The sequence below is a fragment of the Martinezella lusitana genome, assembly GCF_016901135.1.
GTDB lineage: Bacteria > Pseudomonadota > Alphaproteobacteria > Rhizobiales > Rhizobiaceae > Rhizobium > Rhizobium lusitanum_D.
Genome location: NZ_JAFEVL010000042.1, coordinates 328,846 through 347,897, shown reverse-complemented (window position 1 = coordinate 347,897; position 19,052 = coordinate 328,846). Strand labels below are relative to the sequence as shown.

The window sequence follows — 19,052 nt, the reverse complement described above, 5'->3', positions numbered from 1 at the left end:
GAAGGTGATGTGCGGCACGACCAGATTATAGCCGACGGTGCCCCATGGAATATGCACCACGAACGCGACGCCGACATAAGCGAAGAGCGAGAGGGTCAGCCACTTTAAAACCGAAACGTACCGCGAGTATTGCGAAAACACTTCCAGCAGCACCGACGCAAGGCCGAACAAGGCAACATAGATCAACGCCGGGCCGCCGATCAACAGCTTGAGTGCCGCCCCCATCGCGCCGAGGTCAGCACCAATGTTGATGACATTGGCGACCACCAGCAATGATACGACGCCATATACGACGCCAACGGGGTAGTGTCTCTTCAGATTGCCGGCGACGCCTTGACCTGTGACACGCCCGATCCGGGCACTGATTTCCTGAATGGCGCACATCAAGGGCCAGCTGAAGAGCATGACCCAGCCCATACTGTATCCGAATTGGGCACCGACCTGCGAATAGGTCGCAATGCCGCTCGGATCATCATCGGACGCCCCTGTAATCAACCCAGGGCCAAGGATTTTTAACAGGTTCGGACGCTTTGACTGTTTGCTCACCGCCTGAGGCGACGGCTCGGTAGAATTGGCGTCCATCGAAAATGTCTCACCTCTTGATCGTGTGGCGTCGAACAACGTTCATACGTTAACGATCAAGGCGACCACTGGTTTCAGTCTATGCCAGCTATTTATTGTTTGGGTTGAGGAGTGTCATGCTTACTTGGTGACTATGACAGTCATCCGCGTGACGGGCCTCATGCCCAGCAAAAGATCGTTCAAATCCAAACTCCCACTAACGCGGTTTCTGAAACATATGCTAGGTGATTTGGGTATCAGTTGTGGGTCGTAACCCAGAGGGGCCGGGGAAGAGAAACGCGATGATCCGCAAATATCTCACCAATCATGAGCATCCGTTGCAGTCGGCCGATTTGGATATCTGTCAGCGGGCTTTCGATGCTCTTCTGATCGAGTTGGACATTGCCAAAGACGCAGAAGAAGCGGAGCGCGTGGCCGCCGTTATCATCGAGTTGTATCAACAAGGGGTTCATGATGAACACCAGCTAGTCGTTCTCGCTGGTGGAGCCCGCGGAAAGATCTGAACGGGTTTAGGTATAGACAAGTGAATGCGGTGGGTTTGCGTCGGCACTGAGCCGGAAAACTGCCGCGTCAGCCGGCGGATTCAGCTCGCCGTTGGTCGCCTGGCGAATGCTCGAGAGGAGTTTGATCATATCCCTAGGCTGCGGTTTCTTTGACGGATCGAAATGCTTGTAAAGCTGGATCGTATTCATGCTGACTGCTCCAACCACCGAAGCACTGCGACTTCATCTTCGTCCAACCATCTCAGTATGTTGCTGGATCTCGTCTTCACCTTCACTTGCGCAATTTCGGCTAGGTGGCCGTTTTCGAAGTCTTCAAATACACGCGGGTGGATGTAGGATCCTCGGCAGACAGCGCGCGTGTTCACCAGTTTCGCCGCAACGGCATCGACGACTTCGTTCACTTGTCTCGCTCGCGCTGTGGCGGTGTCGGCAGGTTGGACAGCCGCCAGCGTGGAAGCGGCCATACGGGTGGCGCCCCAGGTGCGGAATTGCCGCGAGCTGAAGTCGCCGGCGGCCGCCTCACGAATATAAGCGTTAACGTCCTGCGAGCGTATCGAATGACGAGCGCCATCGTCGTCCACATATTGGAACAGCTGCTGGCCGGGCAACTCCTGCAGCATTCGTATGGCGCGGATGATGCGACGATCGCTGTAGCTCAGTCGCCATTCCTTGCCGGATTTTCCCTTGAATCGAAACTGGACGCGTGATCCAACCACTTTGACGTGGCGGCTGCGCAAAGTCGTCAAGCCATAGGAGCGGTTTTCCATAGCATAGGCCTCGTTGCCGATGCGGATGAAAAGCTTGTCCATTAGCCAGACGACGGTAGCGAGCGCCTTCGCTAGTCCGGGCTTCCTGCGGCGAAGGTCGATATCGATCCGCTTGCGGATTTTAGGCAATGCTCGGGCGAACTCCGCCAGTTGCGCGAATTTTTCCCGGCCGCGCTCTGCGATCCAATCCGGATGATAGCGATATTGTTTCCGTCCCCTGACATCGCGGCCGACGGCCTGGAGGTGCGATCGCGGATCCGGTGAAATGATCACGTCAATGTACGCGGGAGGAATGGCCAAGGCGGAAAAGCGGTCGAGCTCGACCTTGTCGATGATGCGGTTTCCGCTCTGGTCGTAATAGAGAAAGTCTTTTCGGCCCTTCTTGCGGGTAACGCCGCTGTCCAGTGTGGCGAGATAGAAACATCCCGAACCATGGTCACCTTTCGGCACCGCCGGGTCAACAGCTGTGCGTCCGCGTCCCTCTACGACCTTGGCTGCCGCTGGTCTGGCGACGCTGTCGCTGCCGCCGCCATTTAGTCCCGATCCCAAACGCGTATTGCCCTCAGTCGTGGTCCTCTTGCTCGGGCGCATTTGAGATTTTGCGCCCGCGCGGGTGTTTGATGTTCTCGGCATCGTGCGCAGCTTACGCAAGCATGCGGATGTGGGGCTCGCGATCCCAATAACGCTTGCCGGCTGCACCGACAAAGGCGGAGAGACCGACCACACCTGCGTCAGGTTGAATGCCGGCTTTGTCGAGCAGAGGCTTGGCCGGCTCATCATAACCGATGGCCTTCAGATGGCCGAAAGCATCCATCACCCATTGCACCGCAGCCCCTTCCTTGACAAGCATTGCCGCACCCTCCTTCGACAGGATGACCGCCACGGCGTCGAAGAGCTGTGACGGCGAACCGAGGAGTTGCCCGTCGGCCTGGATCGTATTGCCATCTGAAAGTTTCGTTCCTCCCACCTTCGGCGCGACGATGAAGGGTGTGGCGCCGGCAGCGGTCAGAGAGCCGATAAGATCGGAGATTGCCTTGGCGTCGCTACCGGCGGCGATCATGATGCCGATCTGCCGACCTTCGATAGTGTCCCGCATGTTGCGATGTATGGACAGGGACGGCGAAGGATCGAGATCGATCGGTTTACGGGCGGGCGGATTCTTGTTGGGCAGGACGATGCCGAGACCGGCGGCGACGCGGTTTGCCAGATCGGCATCGACATTCATGAGGTTGCCCACCATGCGTGGCGGCACCTGCTCGAGCTGCACCTTCGATAGCTCGAACACGAAGGCGGAGGCGATGTGAGCCTGTTCCGACGGTGTTTGTGAATTCCAGAACAGGCGTGCCTGACTGTAGTGATCGGCAAAGAGTTCGCCGCGTGCCCGTAACTTGTCCCCTTGCTCTCCTTCTCCGGCCTGGTGGGCGAAGGTTCGAAAGCCGGTGACGGGACATTCGCGCGGCCCGCCAGGTTCGCCGCTTGCGGCAAGACTGTTCGGTTCGTAATTGGCGCGGCCCTTGGGTACATTCATCTGCATCTGACCGTCGCGCTGGAAGTTCATCACCGGACATTTCGGCGCGTTGATCGGCAATTGATGGAAATTCGCAGTGCCGAGCCGTGATTTCTGTGTGTCGAGATAGCTGAACAGGCGCCCCTGCAGCAGCGGATCGTTGGTGAAATCGACCCCCGGCACGATATTGGCCGGACAGAAGGCGACCTGCTCGGTCTCGGCAAAGAAATTGTCCGGATTGCGATCAAGCACCATCCGTCCGACGATCTTGAGTGGCAGGATCTCCTCCGGAATGAGCTTGGTGGAATCGAGGACATCATAGGGAAGGCTTTCGGCGAATTTGTCGTCGAAGAGCTGCAGGCCGAGCTCCCATTCCGGAAAATGGCCGGCGGCGATCGTCTCGAACAGATCGCGGCGATGATAGTCGTTATCGGCTGCCTGTAGTTTCAACGCTTCGTCCCACACCAGCGACTGCATGCCGAGTTTCGGCCGCCAATGGAATTTCACGAAGGTGGATTTACCGGCCTCGTTGACGAGGCGGAAAGTGTGGATGCCGAAGCCCTGCATCATGCGGAGCGAGCGAGGAATGGCGCGATCCGACATCGCCCACATCAGCATATGGGTCGCTTCCGGCATCAGGGATGCCCAGTCCCAGAAGGTATCGTGGGCACTGCCGGCTTGCGGATAAGCCCTGTCCGCCTCCATTTTGACGGCGTGGATGAGATCTGGAAACTTGATCGCATCCTGGATGAAGAAGACGGGGATGTTGTTGCCGACGAGATCCCAGTTGCCTTGCTTGGTGTAGAATTTCACCGCGAAGCCGCGCACGTCGCGCGGCGTATCGACGGAGCCTGCGCCGCCGGCAACGGTGGAGAAGCGGACGAAGACCGGGGTCTTTTCGCCCTTGCGCTGGAACAGATCGGCCTTGGTGATGTCGGGCAGCGGCTCATAGAGTTCGAAAAACCCATGCGCGCCCGAACCGCGGGCATGCACGATCCGCTCGGGGATGCGTTCGTGATCGAAATGAAAGATCTTTTCGCGCAGCGCGAAATCTTCAAGAAGGGTCGGCCCGCGTACGCCCGATTTCAAGCTGTTCTGATTGTCGGAGACAGGGATGCCCTGGTCTGTCGTCAAATGATCGACGCCCCCATGTGGCCCCTTGGCCGGTACCTGCTGATGCGTCTCGCCGCCTTCGCCGCGCGAGGTCTCGAAATTCGTATCCGTCGCCATTGGGGTCCTCCTTCGGACGTCATTCTGCGGACCTAACGTCCGCTATTCCTGGTTGTTCCGAGCGACCTGCGTTCGTCGCTCTTGGGCCGTTCAAAGGGCAATGAGCGCAATGCCAAGATCGTGCTGGTGGCGACGGCGAAGGTGGGCAGGTGCTTCGACGATCGTAGCCTCCAATGTCGGATGCACGATGCCGTCAAGGAAATGGCCGCCGCGCGTGGAGCCGTCCTGGAGGCCCAAAACCGCGTGGAGATGGAGACTTGCCTTGCCATCGTCGCCGGTCGCTATATCGCCGAGCAGGCTCAGCACCTCGCACTGACTATCGACGGGAATCTTGAGATAGCTGCGGCTGGCAAAATCGAACCAGCCGACGGTGGCCTTTTCGAAAGCGCCGATGGCGGTGACTGACGCGGCCGTCAGCCTTTCAGCGATGGCAAAGCCGCCAAGGGTGGAGAAGGCTTCCTCTGTCGCATCAAGTACGACCACATAGGTCCGCTGGCCGTTCGTCTCACTGACCTGTTTGTAATTCATGGACGTCACCTCGCTTTGGGCTTCAGTCGGTTGTCCGTTAGAAATTGAGACACTTCGGTCGATGGTCATTTCGCACTGATCGCGAAGTTCGTGTAGTTGCTCACAAGAGGAGCAATGACAGCCGCTACTTCTCGCGGTTCACACACGCGGTCGATTGGAATGCGCCGGGATCGAGCGGCTTGCAGGCTTTTGTGTACAGGTGCAAACAAGCGCAAAACCAGGAATGGTTTTCCGATCATGGATTTCGCGAGACGCACTATACCCAGACCGTCAGCGGCCTCATTTCCTTCTGGGCGATGTGGTGATTGCTTTTTAAAGACGCTTATAGCGGCCGGCCAATCCCGATGAGAAATTCAGTTCCTCGGCATTTTCCGAAATCGCAAGCACCACCCGGCTCTTCAGCCGGGCTGCGGCACAGGCGTAATCTATTCTTACGGCCGCCGCACGACCCGCATAACCAGCGAGATGACCAGCAGAACCAAGAAGATGAAGAACAGAACTTGTGCGATCGAAGCAGAAGCGCCTGCGATTCCCCCAAATCCGAGAACCCCCGCAATTAGCGCCACAACAAAAAACACCAGAGCATAATAAAGCATGGTGATCTCCTTTTCGGTGTATGCGGAGACAACGGAACTCATCAAAATTGGTTCCAGAACATCCATAATCTTATTGCATTTGATCTTTTGCGCTTGGCTGCAGGCATTGATCCGCTCAAGCGAGGCAACAAATGGACGTCGGCAATGAAGGCGTCCCACGGCATCTGTTTGTAGATCAGCCGAACCCAACGGCGCGTTGAAATGATCTATCGTCCTCATCGGGTTCAGGTGGTTCGGCTGCCTGAAGATAGAATTTTGCAGGAACTGTCAGAACAAACCAAAGACTTGCTCCCAATAAGAAAAACATCCCCGTGGAGTCGGCTGTTCCTGCGAAAAATGGGAGGCTAGCGGACACGAATAGGACGGTCATTCTCACGGACCATTCTGCCTCCCGTTTTGTGAGGGCGCGCGTCCTGTGGAGTGCATATTCTCGTCGGCTATAGATATTGGCTATTCTGAACGAGGAAACCAATTTCCAAACGGAAGGGAGCGCGAGCATGGCGAGAGCTGAAGCGCAGAGGACAAGCCCAGAATCGCGAAGAAAATGTGCGGCGGCGATCAAGAGAAGCGAGAGCACAGCGAGATGCCATGTCGGCTCCAGCCGCTCGGGATGCTGTCCAGAACGAATATGCCAGGCTCGCAACCCGCTAGCTGCGCCGTCGAGCAACGGTCGATCGATGTAGCTATTAATCCATTCCATCCACAGGTCCTCATAATCAGACCCGAACGGAACATCATTTTATTTGGTCATCATCGTGGCAACGCCACTGCCAAGTGTCGATCCGACATCACAACGGTTGGCGCGCGTCGAGTATCCTCAGGGCAGAGGGGACATGAAAGCGCAGCTTTTGACGAAATATGGCGCAGAGGCATTATCGTTGGCCGAGCTTTATCGGATGAGCCTTCGCTCAAGAAATGCCTGCATGTCGCGGCGCCCGTCTGCGACGCAATAAACAACAACATCGGCGCCCATGACGCGATAGATCAATCGCCACGGTTTGTGATGCAGTTCGCGATATTCGGAGATTCCCAGGCCCGCCAATTCCTTCGGAATGTTTCCTCGTTCCGGGAATTCCTCAAGGTCGGCGCATGCACTCTCGATTTCCGCTAGAATTCGATCGGCAGTCTCGGCGCCGTCGCGGCCGGCGATGAAACGATAGAGGTCCTCGATGTCTCGTTCGGCGTCCTCGGCGAAAAGAACACGATAGGACATCAGGAATGGCTATCCGCCAGACGCTTGCGGATGCGCGCAAAGGATTCGGCCACAGGACGGATCTTACCCTCCTCGACCTGTCGGTTGGTGAGCGCCAGCACCTTTAAGAGCGCCAACGTCTCCTGCGTTTCTTCGTATTGGCCGACGTCCTGAAGGACGGCTTTCGCCTCTCCATGGAGCGTAATGACAACCGGCTGTGGGTTATCCTTCAGCGTGCGGATGATCTCCGGGGCATGCGCCTTAAGATAGCTGATAGGCCTAACCTGTTCTGACAGCTTCATGCGAAGACTCCTTTCCGACCAGAATATAGATCATTAAGTGGTCGATTGAAAGGTATGGTTTCGATTTTGACTTCATCGCCAACCTTCTCTACTCGGCGTGTTGAGGTTGTGAATCAGCATCGACTGCTGACCCCTGAACAGACCGCGATTAAGTGCATGTGTTTGTTGGATAATTTCACAATAGATTGGGTCATCATCGGCGCAGATTGAGACTCCACTCAATTTCCATTTTCTGTCTGTAAATCACGCCTTTCGCTCATGTCGGAAGGGTCAGCCTTCGGTGCGGATTCACAGGTCGGCAAACTACAAAGTTGCCAGCCTCCGGTTTGAAATCCGACCGGCATAATTCTTCCTCATCTCCATCTTCTGTTCCAGCGCAATGATGACATCGGGCGTCAGATCGACGCCGTGGAGTTCGGCAATATCGGGTAGGCCGCCGGGCGTGAAGACGTTGATCTCGAGGATTTTGTCGCCGACGATGTCGAGCCCGACGAGGAACATGCCATCCTCGACGAGCTTGGGCCGGACCATTTCGGCGACTGCGAGAATCTCGGGCGTGATTTCGGCGGCGGCGGCGGTGCCTGCCGCATGCATGTTGGAACGGACATCGCCTTTTGCCGGCACACGCCGGAAGGCGGCATAAACGCCGTCGCGCTGCAACGGTCGGCCATTCATCAGGAACAGTCGGATATCGCCAGCCATCGCTTCGGGAAGATAGGCCTGTGCGATCAGGTACCCTTCGCCGCTGACCGCCTCGAAAATCTGATTGAGGTTGCTTTCCTTGGTAGAGGCGATCTTGAAAACGTTCTTACCGCCCGATCCCTGCAGCGGCTTCAGGATGGTGCCCTGCTTCTGCTTGTCGACGAAGGCGCGGATCTCCTCGATGTTTTTCGATATCAGAGTGGACGGTCGCACCGCCTCCGGAAAGCCCTGAAAATAGAGCTTGTTCTGAGCGCGTGCCAAACCGTCCGGATCGTTGACAGTGAGCACACCGCGCTCGGCCGCGAGCCTTCCGAAGATCGCACCGGCATGCGCCGCCCACGGCCGTTCATCAGCATCTTCGGATGGGTCGTTGCGTAAGAAGAGCACATCGATCTCGCTGATGTCGACGGTCTGGATTTCCACCTGATCGCCCTGCAATGCGCTGATAAAGGTATCAGCTTTTTTCGGCTTTCCATTCTTGAGGGCGGTTGTGCGGATCATCAGGCGGTCGTCGGGACGAAACACGAAGTCGCCTGGCGTCAAATAACAGACGTCATGACCACGGGCGATGCCGGCAAGCGCGAGCCCGGTCGTCGTGTAATCCTTGGTTTCGCCTTCGATGGAGTTTACAAAAAATGCTATCCGCATTCACGGCTCCTGTCGTTGGATCATGTCGAGAGGGCGCATACCGCTTCTGGCCCGTTCCAGCCGCGTACGTCCTGCATCGGTGTGAAGAAAGATGGGCTGGATTGCCGGTAAGCGGAGAAGTCCGCGGTCGGCGAGTTCCTGCATGACCTTGAAATGCGACGCGGCAATCTTGCCCATCCAGAATGGCTCCAGAGCACCGCCATTTTCAAGATGATCGAGAAGAGCGAGCAGGCCGCGAAGATAGATCGCATCCTTGGCAAGCCCGCCGCCGCGATAGAGCCGCAGGACAAGGTTGAAGGCTGCCGGTTCGGAAAAATTATAGTCCCTGACGAGTACGGAATAGGTTTCGGCAAATGTCGCGCCGTCGAGCATGGAGGCACATCCGACGACCCGTCCCGCAATCAGCTTGAGTCGCTCCGGCGTCATGCCGCCGGAGAGATATTCGGCGAAAACGGCCAGGCCTTCCTGCATGCCCTCATATCCTGAAAGCCCCGAGCGAAACAGCCGCAGACCTTGCGCCGAACCGTTGAAATAGGTCAGCAGATGAACGCCGATCTCATGCGACAGCAAGGGCTCGACGCGGCGTATATCCATCAGCGTACTGCGGGCGATCAGCAAACGATGTCCGGACACCATCAGGCCTGAAGGCAAATCGTCGCGAAGCTCGACCGATGCCTCGAAATCCTTTCCTTGTCGCTGATATGCCGCGACCATAGCCCTGGCCCGCCGCTCCACTTGGAAACAGTCGGCGATCTTGTTTCCCATGCCCGCGTCGTCATCGACGTTCGGCCATTTTCCGTTCAAGGCGGTCAGGATCGTTGTCGCCTCGCGCAGCAAGGGCCGCTCGACCGGCTCATAGAGTGCGCGGCCGAACTCGACAAATTTGGGGTTCTGTCGCGACGATAGCAGCGAGAGTTGCAGATCTAGCTCCCGCTGCTTTTCGCGATAGAGTTGGTAGAGCACGGGGTCTTCGAGATGTTCGAAGGAGATCGAGAAAAGTTTCCGCTTGACCGTCTCTACCTGCAATCCGAGCGGGCGGTAGAGAAAGGCCGGCTGTGCCCCGTGGCCGCTGGCCTTGAAGGCTTCAAACGCAGCTTCCGCATTGATGGGTGTAACCGCCAGAAGAAAGTCGAACGTCGAAGCGATCTCATCGATGTTGCGGTCTACCCTGGAAACCGCGTCGATGAACGCCTTACGTCCGAGTGCTCGGTGCGTGGTCAGCTTGAAGAGCTGATGCATTGCGATAAAGGAGGCGAAAGCCTGCAGGCCCGCATCGAAGAACATGGCCACAAGCTGTTCGCGAAGTTCCGGATAGATGTCTTCGGAGCCGGGTTGGCGGTAGACCGGTGCGAATCTCACGGCAATGGCCGAGCAGCCGAGTTCGCGCGCGAGCTGTTTGTCGTCGCTCAAGGGAGCCGCCTCCGTCTTCTCCACGCGCGGCGTACGGAACCGCGCTTCGCTGTCGCTGACGGCCGTCGAGAATGCATCGGCTGCTGCAATCGCATCGGCGCTCGACCAGATCGACACTTCGAATGGTGGCAAGAACGGCGCGTCATCGGTTAAAAACCTGTCCTGCGACAGTTCACCAATGTCGAGCAGGAGGAAAGCGCCAAAGCGCTCTTCCAGGGTATCTACGACAGCATCGATCACCGCTATGGCCGGCGCTGCATGCGGCGCTATCAGATAAGAGGCATTGGCTTGGGCAACGTCCCGGGCCGTGGGTTCGGCGCCGTCCTCCGCGATATGGACGCATAGAAAGGGCAGGGGTCTGTCGATATGCAGACGACCACCGCCGGGCAGATCGCGACGGATCGACTTGCCTTCACGGAGACAGGTCAGGATATCTTCGAGCCAATTCGTTTCGTCTTCCCGGCTAAGCGACGTCGCCTTGTTCATTGCTCAGACCCCAGTGCTTGCTCCAACAGGGGAACGGTGGACGCAACGATGCCGCGGAGCTTTTTAAGGACATCGAGATCCGGTTTGCCCGTCCACTCGTCCATGAAGAATTTTTTGAATTCGACCGCGATGGCGCAGCCGGTGAGAGGGAAATGCTCATGGATGAAGCGGGTCTGCTCGCCCTTGCCCTGGAAGGCAATGTTTTCCCGCACGTCGAGCCGGCAGCCGTCGATCTCGAAAGACTGGAAATGATCCGTGAGAACATCGAGCACGTGCGACCAGCGGGCGCGGTCGAGGGAGGACGTGCCAATATTGATATGCGGTGCTTTTGCCTGTTCCGTCGGTGCAGCGGCAGGTCCTCCCCGACGATGATTGTAGCTGTGGATATCGAGAACCACGAATCGGCCATGCCAACGCTCGATACCCTTCAAAAAGGCCAGCAGCACTTCGTAATAATCATCATGGGTCTGAAGGGAGGTCTTGGCGTCATCGGATGAAAGCCCGTCTTTCCAGACCGTCAATCCCCAGGCCTGTTCCGGTGCGTAGTAGATCGCTCCATCGCGACCTCGGTTGATGTCGACTTCGAAACGGGACCGATGGAAAACGATCCGGTTCGGAACGTCGCGTGAGATGAACTCCGTGAATGGATCCTCCTCGCGAAGGCGCTCATCGGATGAAAGCGCATACAAGCCTTCCAGCTCCTTGCGAACGGCGTGCCCATCGTGGATGGCCGTCGCAACGATCGGTGAGACGCCGCGCTCGATTGTCCAGAGGGCGTCCGAATGAACCGGAGGAATGGTCAGCGACTGAGGCATGTCTGTTTGTTGGCACCTATCTGTGAGCGAAGAGCGGTGAGCCAGACTGAACGCCGGACAAGCCGCTGAAACCTCTCTCATGCGTAGTCTAAACGCATACAAGCAATAAAAGTTACGCGAGCCTCGACCGCTGAAAAATCCGGCTGGAGCCCTGTGGATGCTCTTGCGATGCAGACGTCTTGCCGCTGGTCGCTATTGTCACGACGTAAATCTGGAGAGAAAATGAGGCGCTTGCCGATTGTCGCTATCGGATGAGGGAGGAAGACACGATAATCTGTGAGTTACACAGCAAGCATGACGCCCCTTTGGATTCAAATGATCTGAACATCTGTCAACGAGCCCTTGATGCTGTCCTGACCAAATGAATATTACGGGCGATACCGAAAAGGCTGAGTGCGCGGCAGCAATCATCAATTGTATCGCCAAGGCGTTCATGACGAACACCAGCCTTTCACACTCATCTGTGGAGATGACAGGCGAATGTGAGATAAGGAACAAATCAACCGTATGAATGTTGGGAATGAGGCGAGCCGGTCGGCAGGTGCGGCGACCTGGTCACTGGTGTGACGACAGCTGCGACCCTATGGATCATGACCCTGGGGCTGATGATCACATCAGTTCTGGCCATTTTAGTCATCAGGCCTTTCACCTCAGGCAACGGCCAGGATACGTCGGTCCGTCAGGGACCGATCGAGCAGCCGGAACCAAAGCCATGACGACGGAACGGCGCCCTCATTTGGCTGGCTGCTGATTGTTCTGCTGCCCGTTTTGCGTATCGCCAGGTTTGATGACGGGTGTCCTGCCCACCTTCGGAGCAGGCTTTTCCAACTCGCTGTCGCCGACGGCCGGCGGCTTCAGTACGCCTCTGCAATCCGCTAGCTTGTCGCCGGAACTGTCGTCTGGAACCGGTGCTGCCTGCCCGTTCCTTTGCATTTGTTGTCCTGATTGATCGGCTTTGCACCGATCGCTGTCAGGCGCTTGCTGAGCAAACGCAATCGTCGATGAAGCGGCGACGGCCAGGGTGGCCGCCAGCAGGAAGGGTCGGCATTTGGGCGAGGGCCATCCACCGAAACGACGCCTCGCATTAAACCTGCGTGGAAATGATGGTGTCGACGCTGATCGTACCGCTGACGACGCCACACTGATGATATTCCTTGCCATTGTTCACCTCGATGACAGTGTAGAGTTTCTCATTGCGAAAGACGCTTTAAGGCGGAACCAAGCGCGGCAAAGAACCGTTTCCTTCTCGTGTCGGAGGGAAATTCATGGCTCCACGTTCATTCTGGAAAGGTTATCTGAAACTATCGCTCGTGACCTGCCCGGTCGCCATGGCGCCGGCGACCAGCGAGAACGAAAAGGTCCGCTTTCATACCCTCAACGGAAAGACGGGCAATCGTGTCGTCAGTCGCTATATCGATGCCGTGACCGGTAAGACTGTGGACGAGGACGACGAGGTCAAGGGATATGAGCGGGGCGAGAGCGACTACGTCATGCTTGAGGATGATGAGCTCGATGCGATGGCGCTGGAAAGCACGCGCACGATCGATATCGAGATGTTCGTACCGCGCGACAGCATCGAATGGATCTGGTTCGACACGCCGCACTATCTGACGCCCGACGATGCCGTCGGAGAGGAGGCTTACTGCGTTATCCGCGATGCGATGGCCGCAACCCATATGGTCGGCATTTCCCGGTTGGTCATGTACCGCCGGGAGCGAGCCGTCATGCTGGAGCCGCGAGACAAGGGCATTGTTTTATGGACCTTGCGATATGGTGACGAAGTGCGCGGCGAGGAGGATTACTTCGGCGATATCGGAGCCAAATCCGTGGATTCCAAGCTGATGACCTTGGTGCAAAAGCTGATAGAGGAGCGCACCAAGCCATGGGATCCCCACATGGTCGCGGATCCCGTTCAGGAAAAACTGCTCGAGATCATCGCGGCTAGGAAGAAAGGTCGCAAACGCCCTGCAAAGGTTGAGGCCGAAGAGGAGGCCGCGCCCAGCAATGTCATCAGCATCATGGACGCGCTTAGAAAGAGCCTCTCGCAGGAAACCGGCGCAAAGAAGCGATAGGCTCGCAAGGGTTCAGGCGCTGCGTTTGCGTCTTGCCTCGTACTGGCGCAACGGTTCGGCCGAAGCCTTGAATTCAGCCCAAGGATCCGAGCGAAGTGCGGAAAGCCGTGTCGCTGCGTTGAGCACGGTGAAATAATCCGGGCCGATGGCAGGGCTGAGTTCTTCCCATGACAGCGGCATGGAAACGGCGGCGCCCGGGCGGGCGCGACTGGAATAGGGTGCGACCGCAGTCGCGCCGCGCTGGTTTCTGAGATAATCAACCAGGATCTTTCCGTGACGCTTCGATTTCGTGATCGTCGAGACGTAACGCTCGGGGCTGTCGGACGCCATCGCATCCGCGATGCCTTTCGTGAAAGCCTTGACATCAGGCCACTCGGCTTGCGCAACCAGCGGACAGACGATGTGCAACCCCTTGCCGCCTGAGGTTTTGACGAAGGGGGTCAATCCCGCTTGTTTCAGCCGCTCGCCCGTTTCTTCTGCGGCCGCTATCACCTGGCTCCAGTCGACACCCGGTCCCGGATCAAGGTCCATGATAATCGTATCCGGCTTTTCCCAATTGCCGACCATCGAGCCCCAAGGGTGAATCTCAAGGACCGCTGCCTGTACCAGCCCGATCAGCCCATCGAGATCGTTGATGCTGATATAGGGCTCTTCGTCCTTCGGATCCTGGGCCAGTGCAATATTCCGGTTCATGCCCTTCCAGGCATGTTTCTGGAAGAAGTGCTGACCATCGATCCCGTTTGGGCAACGTACGAGCGCGAGCGGACGGCCGACAATGAACGGCCCCATATAGCGCCAGACCTCGGCATAATAGTCCGCAAGCCCCGCCTTGGTCACACCTTCATCCGGCCAGTAGAGGCGGTCGCCATGGGTCAAGGGCACGCTGGGCCGAGCCGGTTTTGCCGGCGTCTTCGCCGCAGCTTTCGGCGTCTCGCGCACGATTTCCCGCGGATCCTTGTCCTCTCTGAGGCCTCGGAAGGATGCATGGCGCAAATGCCCTTCGGCTGTCCAGGTTCGGAATTCGACTTCGGCTACCAATTCGGGTCGCACGAAGCGGACACCGCGGTTTTCCTCAGGCGTCAGCTTGGCCGCAAATGGGCTTTGTTCCGCTTTCAGGCGACCGAGTGTTTTGTAGAGCTGCTCGGCTACAGTGTTGGTGAAGCCGGTTCCGACGCGTCCGACATGGTCGAGCTTACCGTCGTCATAGACGCCGAGGACAAGCGAGCCGATCGCCTTTCGCGAGGTGCTGGAGGGAACCCAGCCGGCGACGACGAATTCCTGCCGCGACGAGCATTTCGATTTGACCCATGTCTTTCCGCGCCCGGAGCGATAAGGATCATTCGCCACTTTGGAAACGATGCCTTCCAGGCTCAAGCGACAGGCATGTTTCAACAATAGGTCGCCATTTGCATCGAAGTGGCTGCTGAAACGCAGCGTCCCGGTTTCGGATGGTATGATCTGCTGCAGAAGCTCCTTGCGCCGGACCAGCGGGCAGGCCCTGAGGTCATAACCGTCGAGATGGATGAGATCGAAGGCGTAGAAGACGAAGCGATCACTCCGGCCCTCGCTGAGATCGGCTTGCAAAGCGGAGAAATCCGAAGCGCCGGCAGCCTGCTCCACCACCAGTTCTCCATCGATAACAGCCGTTCCGACGGGGAGGTCCTTGAAGGCGCTGACGATGTCCTTGCCGAATTTTCCCGTCCAGTCGAGGCCGCTGCGGGTCAGGAGCTTGACACGGCCTGCTTCGATGCGAACTTCGAGCCGATAGCCGTCGAACTTGATTTCGTGAAGCCAGCGTTCACCCGTCGGCGGTTTCGACACCAGCGTCGCCAGGGCAGGCTCGACGAAGGACGGAAGCGCGGCTTTCTTCGCGCCTTTCACCGATGATGGCTCGATGAGGGTCGGTGCGGCATCCGGCGCAGGCGTTTCGGCCTTTTCCTTCGCCTTGTTTTTCTTGCGATCGATCCTGCCGGTCTTGGAGGACCAGCCCGGTTCTTCGCCGTCGACATCGCCGATCACGCGTCCTGTCTTTGCCGATTCCGGTCGTTCATCAAGGATATCAGGCGTGCCTTCCGGCCGGGCCACTTCGTCCTCGCCCTTGATCAGCAGCCAGTTTTCCCGCTTCTCCCGCGGCTTTCCCGCCATGCGGATCAGATGCCAGCGGCCGCCCAGTTTTTCACCGTGCAGCTCGAATTCGAGATGGCCCTTGGCGTAACCCTTGTGAGGATCGCCAAGCGGCGTCCAGGAGCCGCGATCCCAGACGAGGACGGTTCCGCCGCCATATTCGCCCTTCGGGATCGTGCCCTCGAAATCCCCGTATTCCAGCGGGTGATCCTCGGTTTGTACGGCAAGCCGCTTTTCACCGGCAATCAGGCTCGGCCCTCTAGTGACGGCCCAGCTTTTCAGCACGCCGTCCATTTCGAGGCGAAAGTCATAATGTAGCCGGCGCGCCGCATGCTTTTGAATGACGAAGCTATTGCCTGCAGGCTTTGCCTTCTTGGGAGCACGGCCTTTCGGTTCCGCCGTCCGTGAGAAGTCCCGTTTGCGATTGTAGGTCTCGAGTGCCATTGTCAGCTCGCCTTGCGCTGTGGCCGCGACGAAGTCCGGGCGCGCGGTTTCTCCGTTTTCCCGCGTGTCGAACCCGGCTTCTTTGCTGAAGGTTTCGGATTTGCCTTATCGCCGTCGCGCATGCCTGCGCTTTCTCGCAGCGCTTCCATAAGATCGGTGACTTTCGCCACCTTGGCGGGCTTGCGTGCCGGGATAGGCTTGCCTTCAATCTTTGCCTTGACGAGTTCGGTGAGTGCGGCCTCATACCGATCATCGAATTCGCCGGCGTCGAATGTGCCTTTCTTGGTGGTGATGATGTGTTTGGCAAGGTCGAGCATCTCGCCCTTGATCTTCATATCGGGCACATCTTCGAAGGCTTCATCCGCCGGGCGAACCTCATAGTCGAAGTTCAATGTGGTCGCGATCAGTCCCTTGCCATGTGCGCGGATCAGGAGCGTGCGCAGGCGGCGGAAAAGGACAGCCTGGGCAATGGCGGCAACCTGTTGATTGCACATCCCCTCGCGGATCAACGCGAAGGCCTCTTCGCCGGCGGGCGCTGAAGGGGCAAGATAATAAGGTCGGTCAAAATAAACGTCATCGATATCAGAGCACGCCAGAAACGCCTTTACGTGCAGAACCTTGTCGCTTTCCGGAACGGCGGCGGCAACTTCGTCGGGCTCCAGCGCGATATAGTCGTCCTTGTTGATTTCATAGCCCTTGACCTGATCTTCGCGTGGCACTGGCTTGCCGGTCTCGCCATCGATGAATTCGCGCCTCACGCGATTGCCGGTCTGACGGTTCAGCGTATGGAAGGAGATGCGCTCCGAGGTCGAGACCGCTGTATAGAGAGCGACGGCGCAACTCACTTCGCCGAATTTGAGAAATCCCTTCCATTGCGCGCGCGGGACCATGATCCATACTCCATGTTCACGATGGGATTCAACGACGGCGGATCGGCATTGTTCCGTTTCGTCGGTTTCGTCGATGGATTGCTGTATCGAGGGAAACGAGGTGTCGCACTTCGGTCTGTTTCGACCGCAGCGCCGCATCTAACCGTTCGGCTGCAATATTGACCGGAAGAGAAACCGGGCAGCTTTCGTCGGGGGAACGTAGGGCGCGCTGAGAGCGCGCAGAGCGTTGGAAGGCGCAAAGGCCGGCGAGCCCGCACCGTAAGCGGTCCGGCAGACCTCTTGCAGCCGCAAGATCACATGTTCCGATCCTTTCAGGACCAACCTTTGCGGCTTTCTTCGGATCTCTCATCGATTCAACGGAGTGACCGGGTCGGAAGTTCAAATCTCCTCAAGGCGGTCATTAATTGGACCGGTGAGCACCGGATTACTGACCGCTTCGTAGGGGTGCCCGGGCAGATACATAAAAGCTTCCCATCGGACTTCGATCCATTGCATGATACACTTCCTGATGGTTATTGGTTTGATGTCGCGTCCCCGCTGGCGGCCGGAAAAGAGCTTTCCGAGCTATGCGTATCTGCCGGGCAAGCAGCCGCACCCTGTCCGCGATCCTGCGGGACATAGTTATCGTCATGTCGATCCTATGCCGGTCGCGGGGGAGGCGTCGCTTGATTCTGACATGTTCTTCTGGGGGCTCGACCTCTTCAACCACGGATATTACTGGGAAGCGCATGAGGCTTGGGAAGGTCTTTGGCAGGTGGCGGATAGAGGCAGTCCATTGCGCATGTTTTTCAAAGGAATAATTCTATTGTCCGCGGCCGGGGTGAAGATCCGCGAAGGCAAGCATATTGCGGCTATGCGCCATGCCGACCGCGCGGCCTTGCTGCTTCGTCGACTGATGAAAGGGCCGCATCGTGTCTTCGAAAGGGTGCTCGGCATGACACCTGCGACGCTCGCTGATTACGCCGAAGCCGCCGCAAGACTTTCCGCTCCTTTACAGGCGAGGGCGCCTGGAGAGCCTCAGCCCGTGTTCGAATTCGTTCTCGGGTCGCGCTCCTGAAGGAGACGGGCAGGATCACCGAGGGGCGCCTATCGGCGATTTCGAGAACTATGGGCCAGCCCCCAATCATGCTTTGGACCAGACCGGAACTATACGGTCCGCTCACTCGTTTCCTCGGATATCGCATCGTTGGCGATGCTGCATAGGGAGCATGAAAAATGCCGAACGACATCAGGACGGGTGGAAAGAGACCGTTCAAGGAAACCAATGACAACGTGGTCGGGCAATCTGTGGAAGCGCAGGCTCAATTGCGCGATGCGGCGAAGGAGTCATCGACATATGTGGGGCGTGGCGAGACGCTCGGCGTTTACCAATTGGTCCCCATCGCAGCCTTCAACGATCCCAATTGGGACATTGCGCCCTCGCGCGGCAAAATGTTGGTCGCGGCACGGACAACAGGCGATGCGCGTGTGGTGGCTGCCGCCTTTGAAGTCAATTTTATGAAAATCAAATCCACGCCGGGCGAGAGCGTGGCGACGATGGGAGCAAGCGCCTTTCGCAATGAGAAGCTCTACACGGTCATAGAAATCGATAGAAATCGCGGCGATCTAGATCGAGGGGTAATGGAGATCTCTGACACCGGGATGACCGCCAGCCAGGCCCTGAGAGCCGATTTCGATGCACGTCCTCATGATGGTCGGTCGTTTGGCGCTGGATCGCTGGCGCGGTGGGACAACGAAGGCGGCGCGCCATCAACCAATTGATTAGATGGTCGCGACCGCAGTAACAGGCGAAGAAGACATCTTTGCCAGACACCCCCTCCAGGCAAGCGCGCACGGAGCGAATTTGGAACTATCACGCGCGCATCACTGAGATCGAGCCAATGGAGTTACAAGCTTATGCCCAAGAGAATGGTCGAAGCAACCGTCAAGAAACGCGGTAGGCGCACAGCGGTTGGACTAATGAACACAACGCAAGCACTCGATATGCCGGAAACAGAGGGTATGGAGTTTTCGCATCCGGATGAAAGACCGGGAGAGACTGAGGTGAGACTTACACAAAGCGAATTTGCCGAAGTCGTCAAACTTTGAACGTGCCTCAGATGCAGCTATCCGAGTTCAAGTACTGTTGGTGAGCAGACTTAGTGCGGCTTTTCCGCATAAGTCTTGTTGGCGATAGGCGCATTTACGAAGATGACCATCTTCAAGTGCGGCACTCTGTCGATGAGATGATATTGCTATGATCAACAGGGATCTT

At 57.5% G+C, this 19,052-nt stretch carries 18 protein-coding genes; 4 read left to right on the top strand and 14 right to left on the bottom strand.

Features of this window, described 5'->3' with window-relative positions; genetic code table 11:
* Positions 1-582: NRAMP family divalent metal transporter (locus JTP94_RS15875; protein WP_204851435.1), on the bottom strand; the 582-nt coding region annotated here is incomplete at its 3' end.
* A gap of 281 nt (positions 583-863) precedes the next feature.
* On the opposite strand from JTP94_RS15875, the gene JTP94_RS15870 reads away from it, so the two are divergent.
* Positions 864-1,085, top strand: coding sequence for a hypothetical protein (locus JTP94_RS15870; protein ID WP_204851434.1), 222 nt, complete (start codon positions 864-866; stop codon positions 1,083-1,085).
* Positions 1,086-1,091: 6 nt separating this feature from the next.
* Here the strand turns inward: JTP94_RS15870 and JTP94_RS15865 are convergent, their stop codons facing one another.
* From JTP94_RS15865 to JTP94_RS15815, 11 genes are all read right to left on the bottom strand, one after another.
* Positions 1,092-1,274: a hypothetical protein gene (locus tag JTP94_RS15865; RefSeq protein ID WP_204851433.1), complete on the bottom strand. Its 183-nt coding sequence runs from the start codon at positions 1,272-1,274 to the stop codon at positions 1,092-1,094.
* On the bottom strand, positions 1,271-2,443 hold the full coding sequence (locus tag JTP94_RS15860; protein WP_204851432.1) for a DNA topoisomerase IB: 1,173 nt from the start codon (positions 2,441-2,443) through the stop codon (positions 1,271-1,273). The genes JTP94_RS15865 and JTP94_RS15860 overlap by 4 nt, the downstream gene beginning before the upstream one ends.
* A gap of 52 nt (positions 2,444-2,495) precedes the next feature.
* Positions 2,496-4,589, bottom strand: a complete 2,094-nt coding sequence (locus JTP94_RS15855; RefSeq protein WP_204851431.1) for a catalase — start codon at positions 4,587-4,589, stop codon at positions 2,496-2,498.
* A 90-nt stretch (positions 4,590-4,679) separates the two neighbouring features.
* The gene (locus JTP94_RS15850; RefSeq protein WP_204851430.1) at positions 4,680-5,117 is read right to left on the bottom strand and encodes a PPC domain-containing DNA-binding protein; all 438 of its coding nucleotides are present in this window, start codon (positions 5,115-5,117) and stop codon (positions 4,680-4,682) included.
* Between the two features lie 431 nt (positions 5,118-5,548).
* The gene (locus JTP94_RS15845) at positions 5,549-5,713 is read right to left on the bottom strand and encodes a DUF1328 domain-containing protein (RefSeq protein ID WP_037192009.1); all 165 of its coding nucleotides are present in this window, start codon (positions 5,711-5,713) and stop codon (positions 5,549-5,551) included.
* Positions 5,714-6,602: 889 nt separating this feature from the next.
* Positions 6,603-6,926 (bottom strand): type II toxin-antitoxin system RelE/ParE family toxin, encoded by a 324-nt coding sequence (locus JTP94_RS15840; RefSeq protein ID WP_204851429.1) that lies wholly within the window; start codon positions 6,924-6,926, stop codon positions 6,603-6,605.
* On the bottom strand, positions 6,926-7,207 hold the full coding sequence (locus tag JTP94_RS15835) for a type II toxin-antitoxin system Phd/YefM family antitoxin (protein WP_204851428.1): 282 nt from the start codon (positions 7,205-7,207) through the stop codon (positions 6,926-6,928). Before JTP94_RS15835 ends, JTP94_RS15840 begins: the two co-directional genes overlap by 1 nt.
* Before the next feature lie 303 nt (positions 7,208-7,510).
* Complete coding sequence (locus JTP94_RS15830; RefSeq protein ID WP_204851427.1) at positions 7,511-8,557, bottom strand: glutathione synthase; 1,047 nt, start codon at positions 8,555-8,557, stop codon at positions 7,511-7,513.
* Entirely contained in the window at positions 8,558-10,453 is a 1,896-nt protein-coding gene (locus JTP94_RS15825) for a flavohemoglobin expression-modulating QEGLA motif protein (protein ID WP_204851426.1), read from the bottom strand.
* The gene (locus JTP94_RS15820; protein WP_204851425.1) at positions 10,450-11,268 is read right to left on the bottom strand and encodes an N-formylglutamate amidohydrolase; all 819 of its coding nucleotides are present in this window, start codon (positions 11,266-11,268) and stop codon (positions 10,450-10,452) included. The genes JTP94_RS15825 and JTP94_RS15820 overlap by 4 nt, the downstream gene beginning before the upstream one ends.
* A gap of 732 nt (positions 11,269-12,000) precedes the next feature.
* Positions 12,001-12,201, bottom strand: a complete 201-nt coding sequence (locus JTP94_RS15815; protein ID WP_246755006.1) for a hypothetical protein — start codon at positions 12,199-12,201, stop codon at positions 12,001-12,003.
* A 332-nt stretch (positions 12,202-12,533) separates the two neighbouring features.
* Here JTP94_RS15815 and JTP94_RS15810 point away from each other — a divergent pair, with 332 nt between their 5' ends.
* Positions 12,534-13,340, top strand: a complete 807-nt coding sequence (locus JTP94_RS15810; protein WP_204851424.1) for a Ku protein — start codon at positions 12,534-12,536, stop codon at positions 13,338-13,340.
* 12 nt (positions 13,341-13,352) lie between these two features.
* On the opposite strand, the gene ligD is transcribed toward JTP94_RS15810, so the two are convergent.
* Both ligD and JTP94_RS15800 read right to left on the bottom strand, forming a co-directional pair.
* Positions 13,353-15,908, bottom strand: coding sequence for a DNA ligase D (gene ligD / locus JTP94_RS15805; RefSeq protein ID WP_204851423.1), 2,556 nt, complete (start codon positions 15,906-15,908; stop codon positions 13,353-13,355).
* 2 nt (positions 15,909-15,910) lie between these two features.
* The gene (locus tag JTP94_RS15800) at positions 15,911-16,798 is read right to left on the bottom strand and encodes a Ku protein (protein WP_204851422.1); all 888 of its coding nucleotides are present in this window, start codon (positions 16,796-16,798) and stop codon (positions 15,911-15,913) included.
* A gap of 508 nt (positions 16,799-17,306) precedes the next feature.
* Between JTP94_RS15800 and JTP94_RS15795 the strand changes: the two genes are divergently transcribed.
* Both JTP94_RS15795 and JTP94_RS15790 read left to right on the top strand, forming a co-directional pair.
* On the top strand, positions 17,307-17,855 hold the full coding sequence (locus JTP94_RS15795; RefSeq protein ID WP_246755004.1) for a DUF309 domain-containing protein: 549 nt from the start codon (positions 17,307-17,309) through the stop codon (positions 17,853-17,855).
* Between the two features lie 158 nt (positions 17,856-18,013).
* Positions 18,014-18,559: a hypothetical protein gene (locus JTP94_RS15790; protein WP_204851421.1), complete on the top strand. Its 546-nt coding sequence runs from the start codon at positions 18,014-18,016 to the stop codon at positions 18,557-18,559.
* The last annotated feature ends 493 nt before the right edge of the window (positions 18,560-19,052 follow it).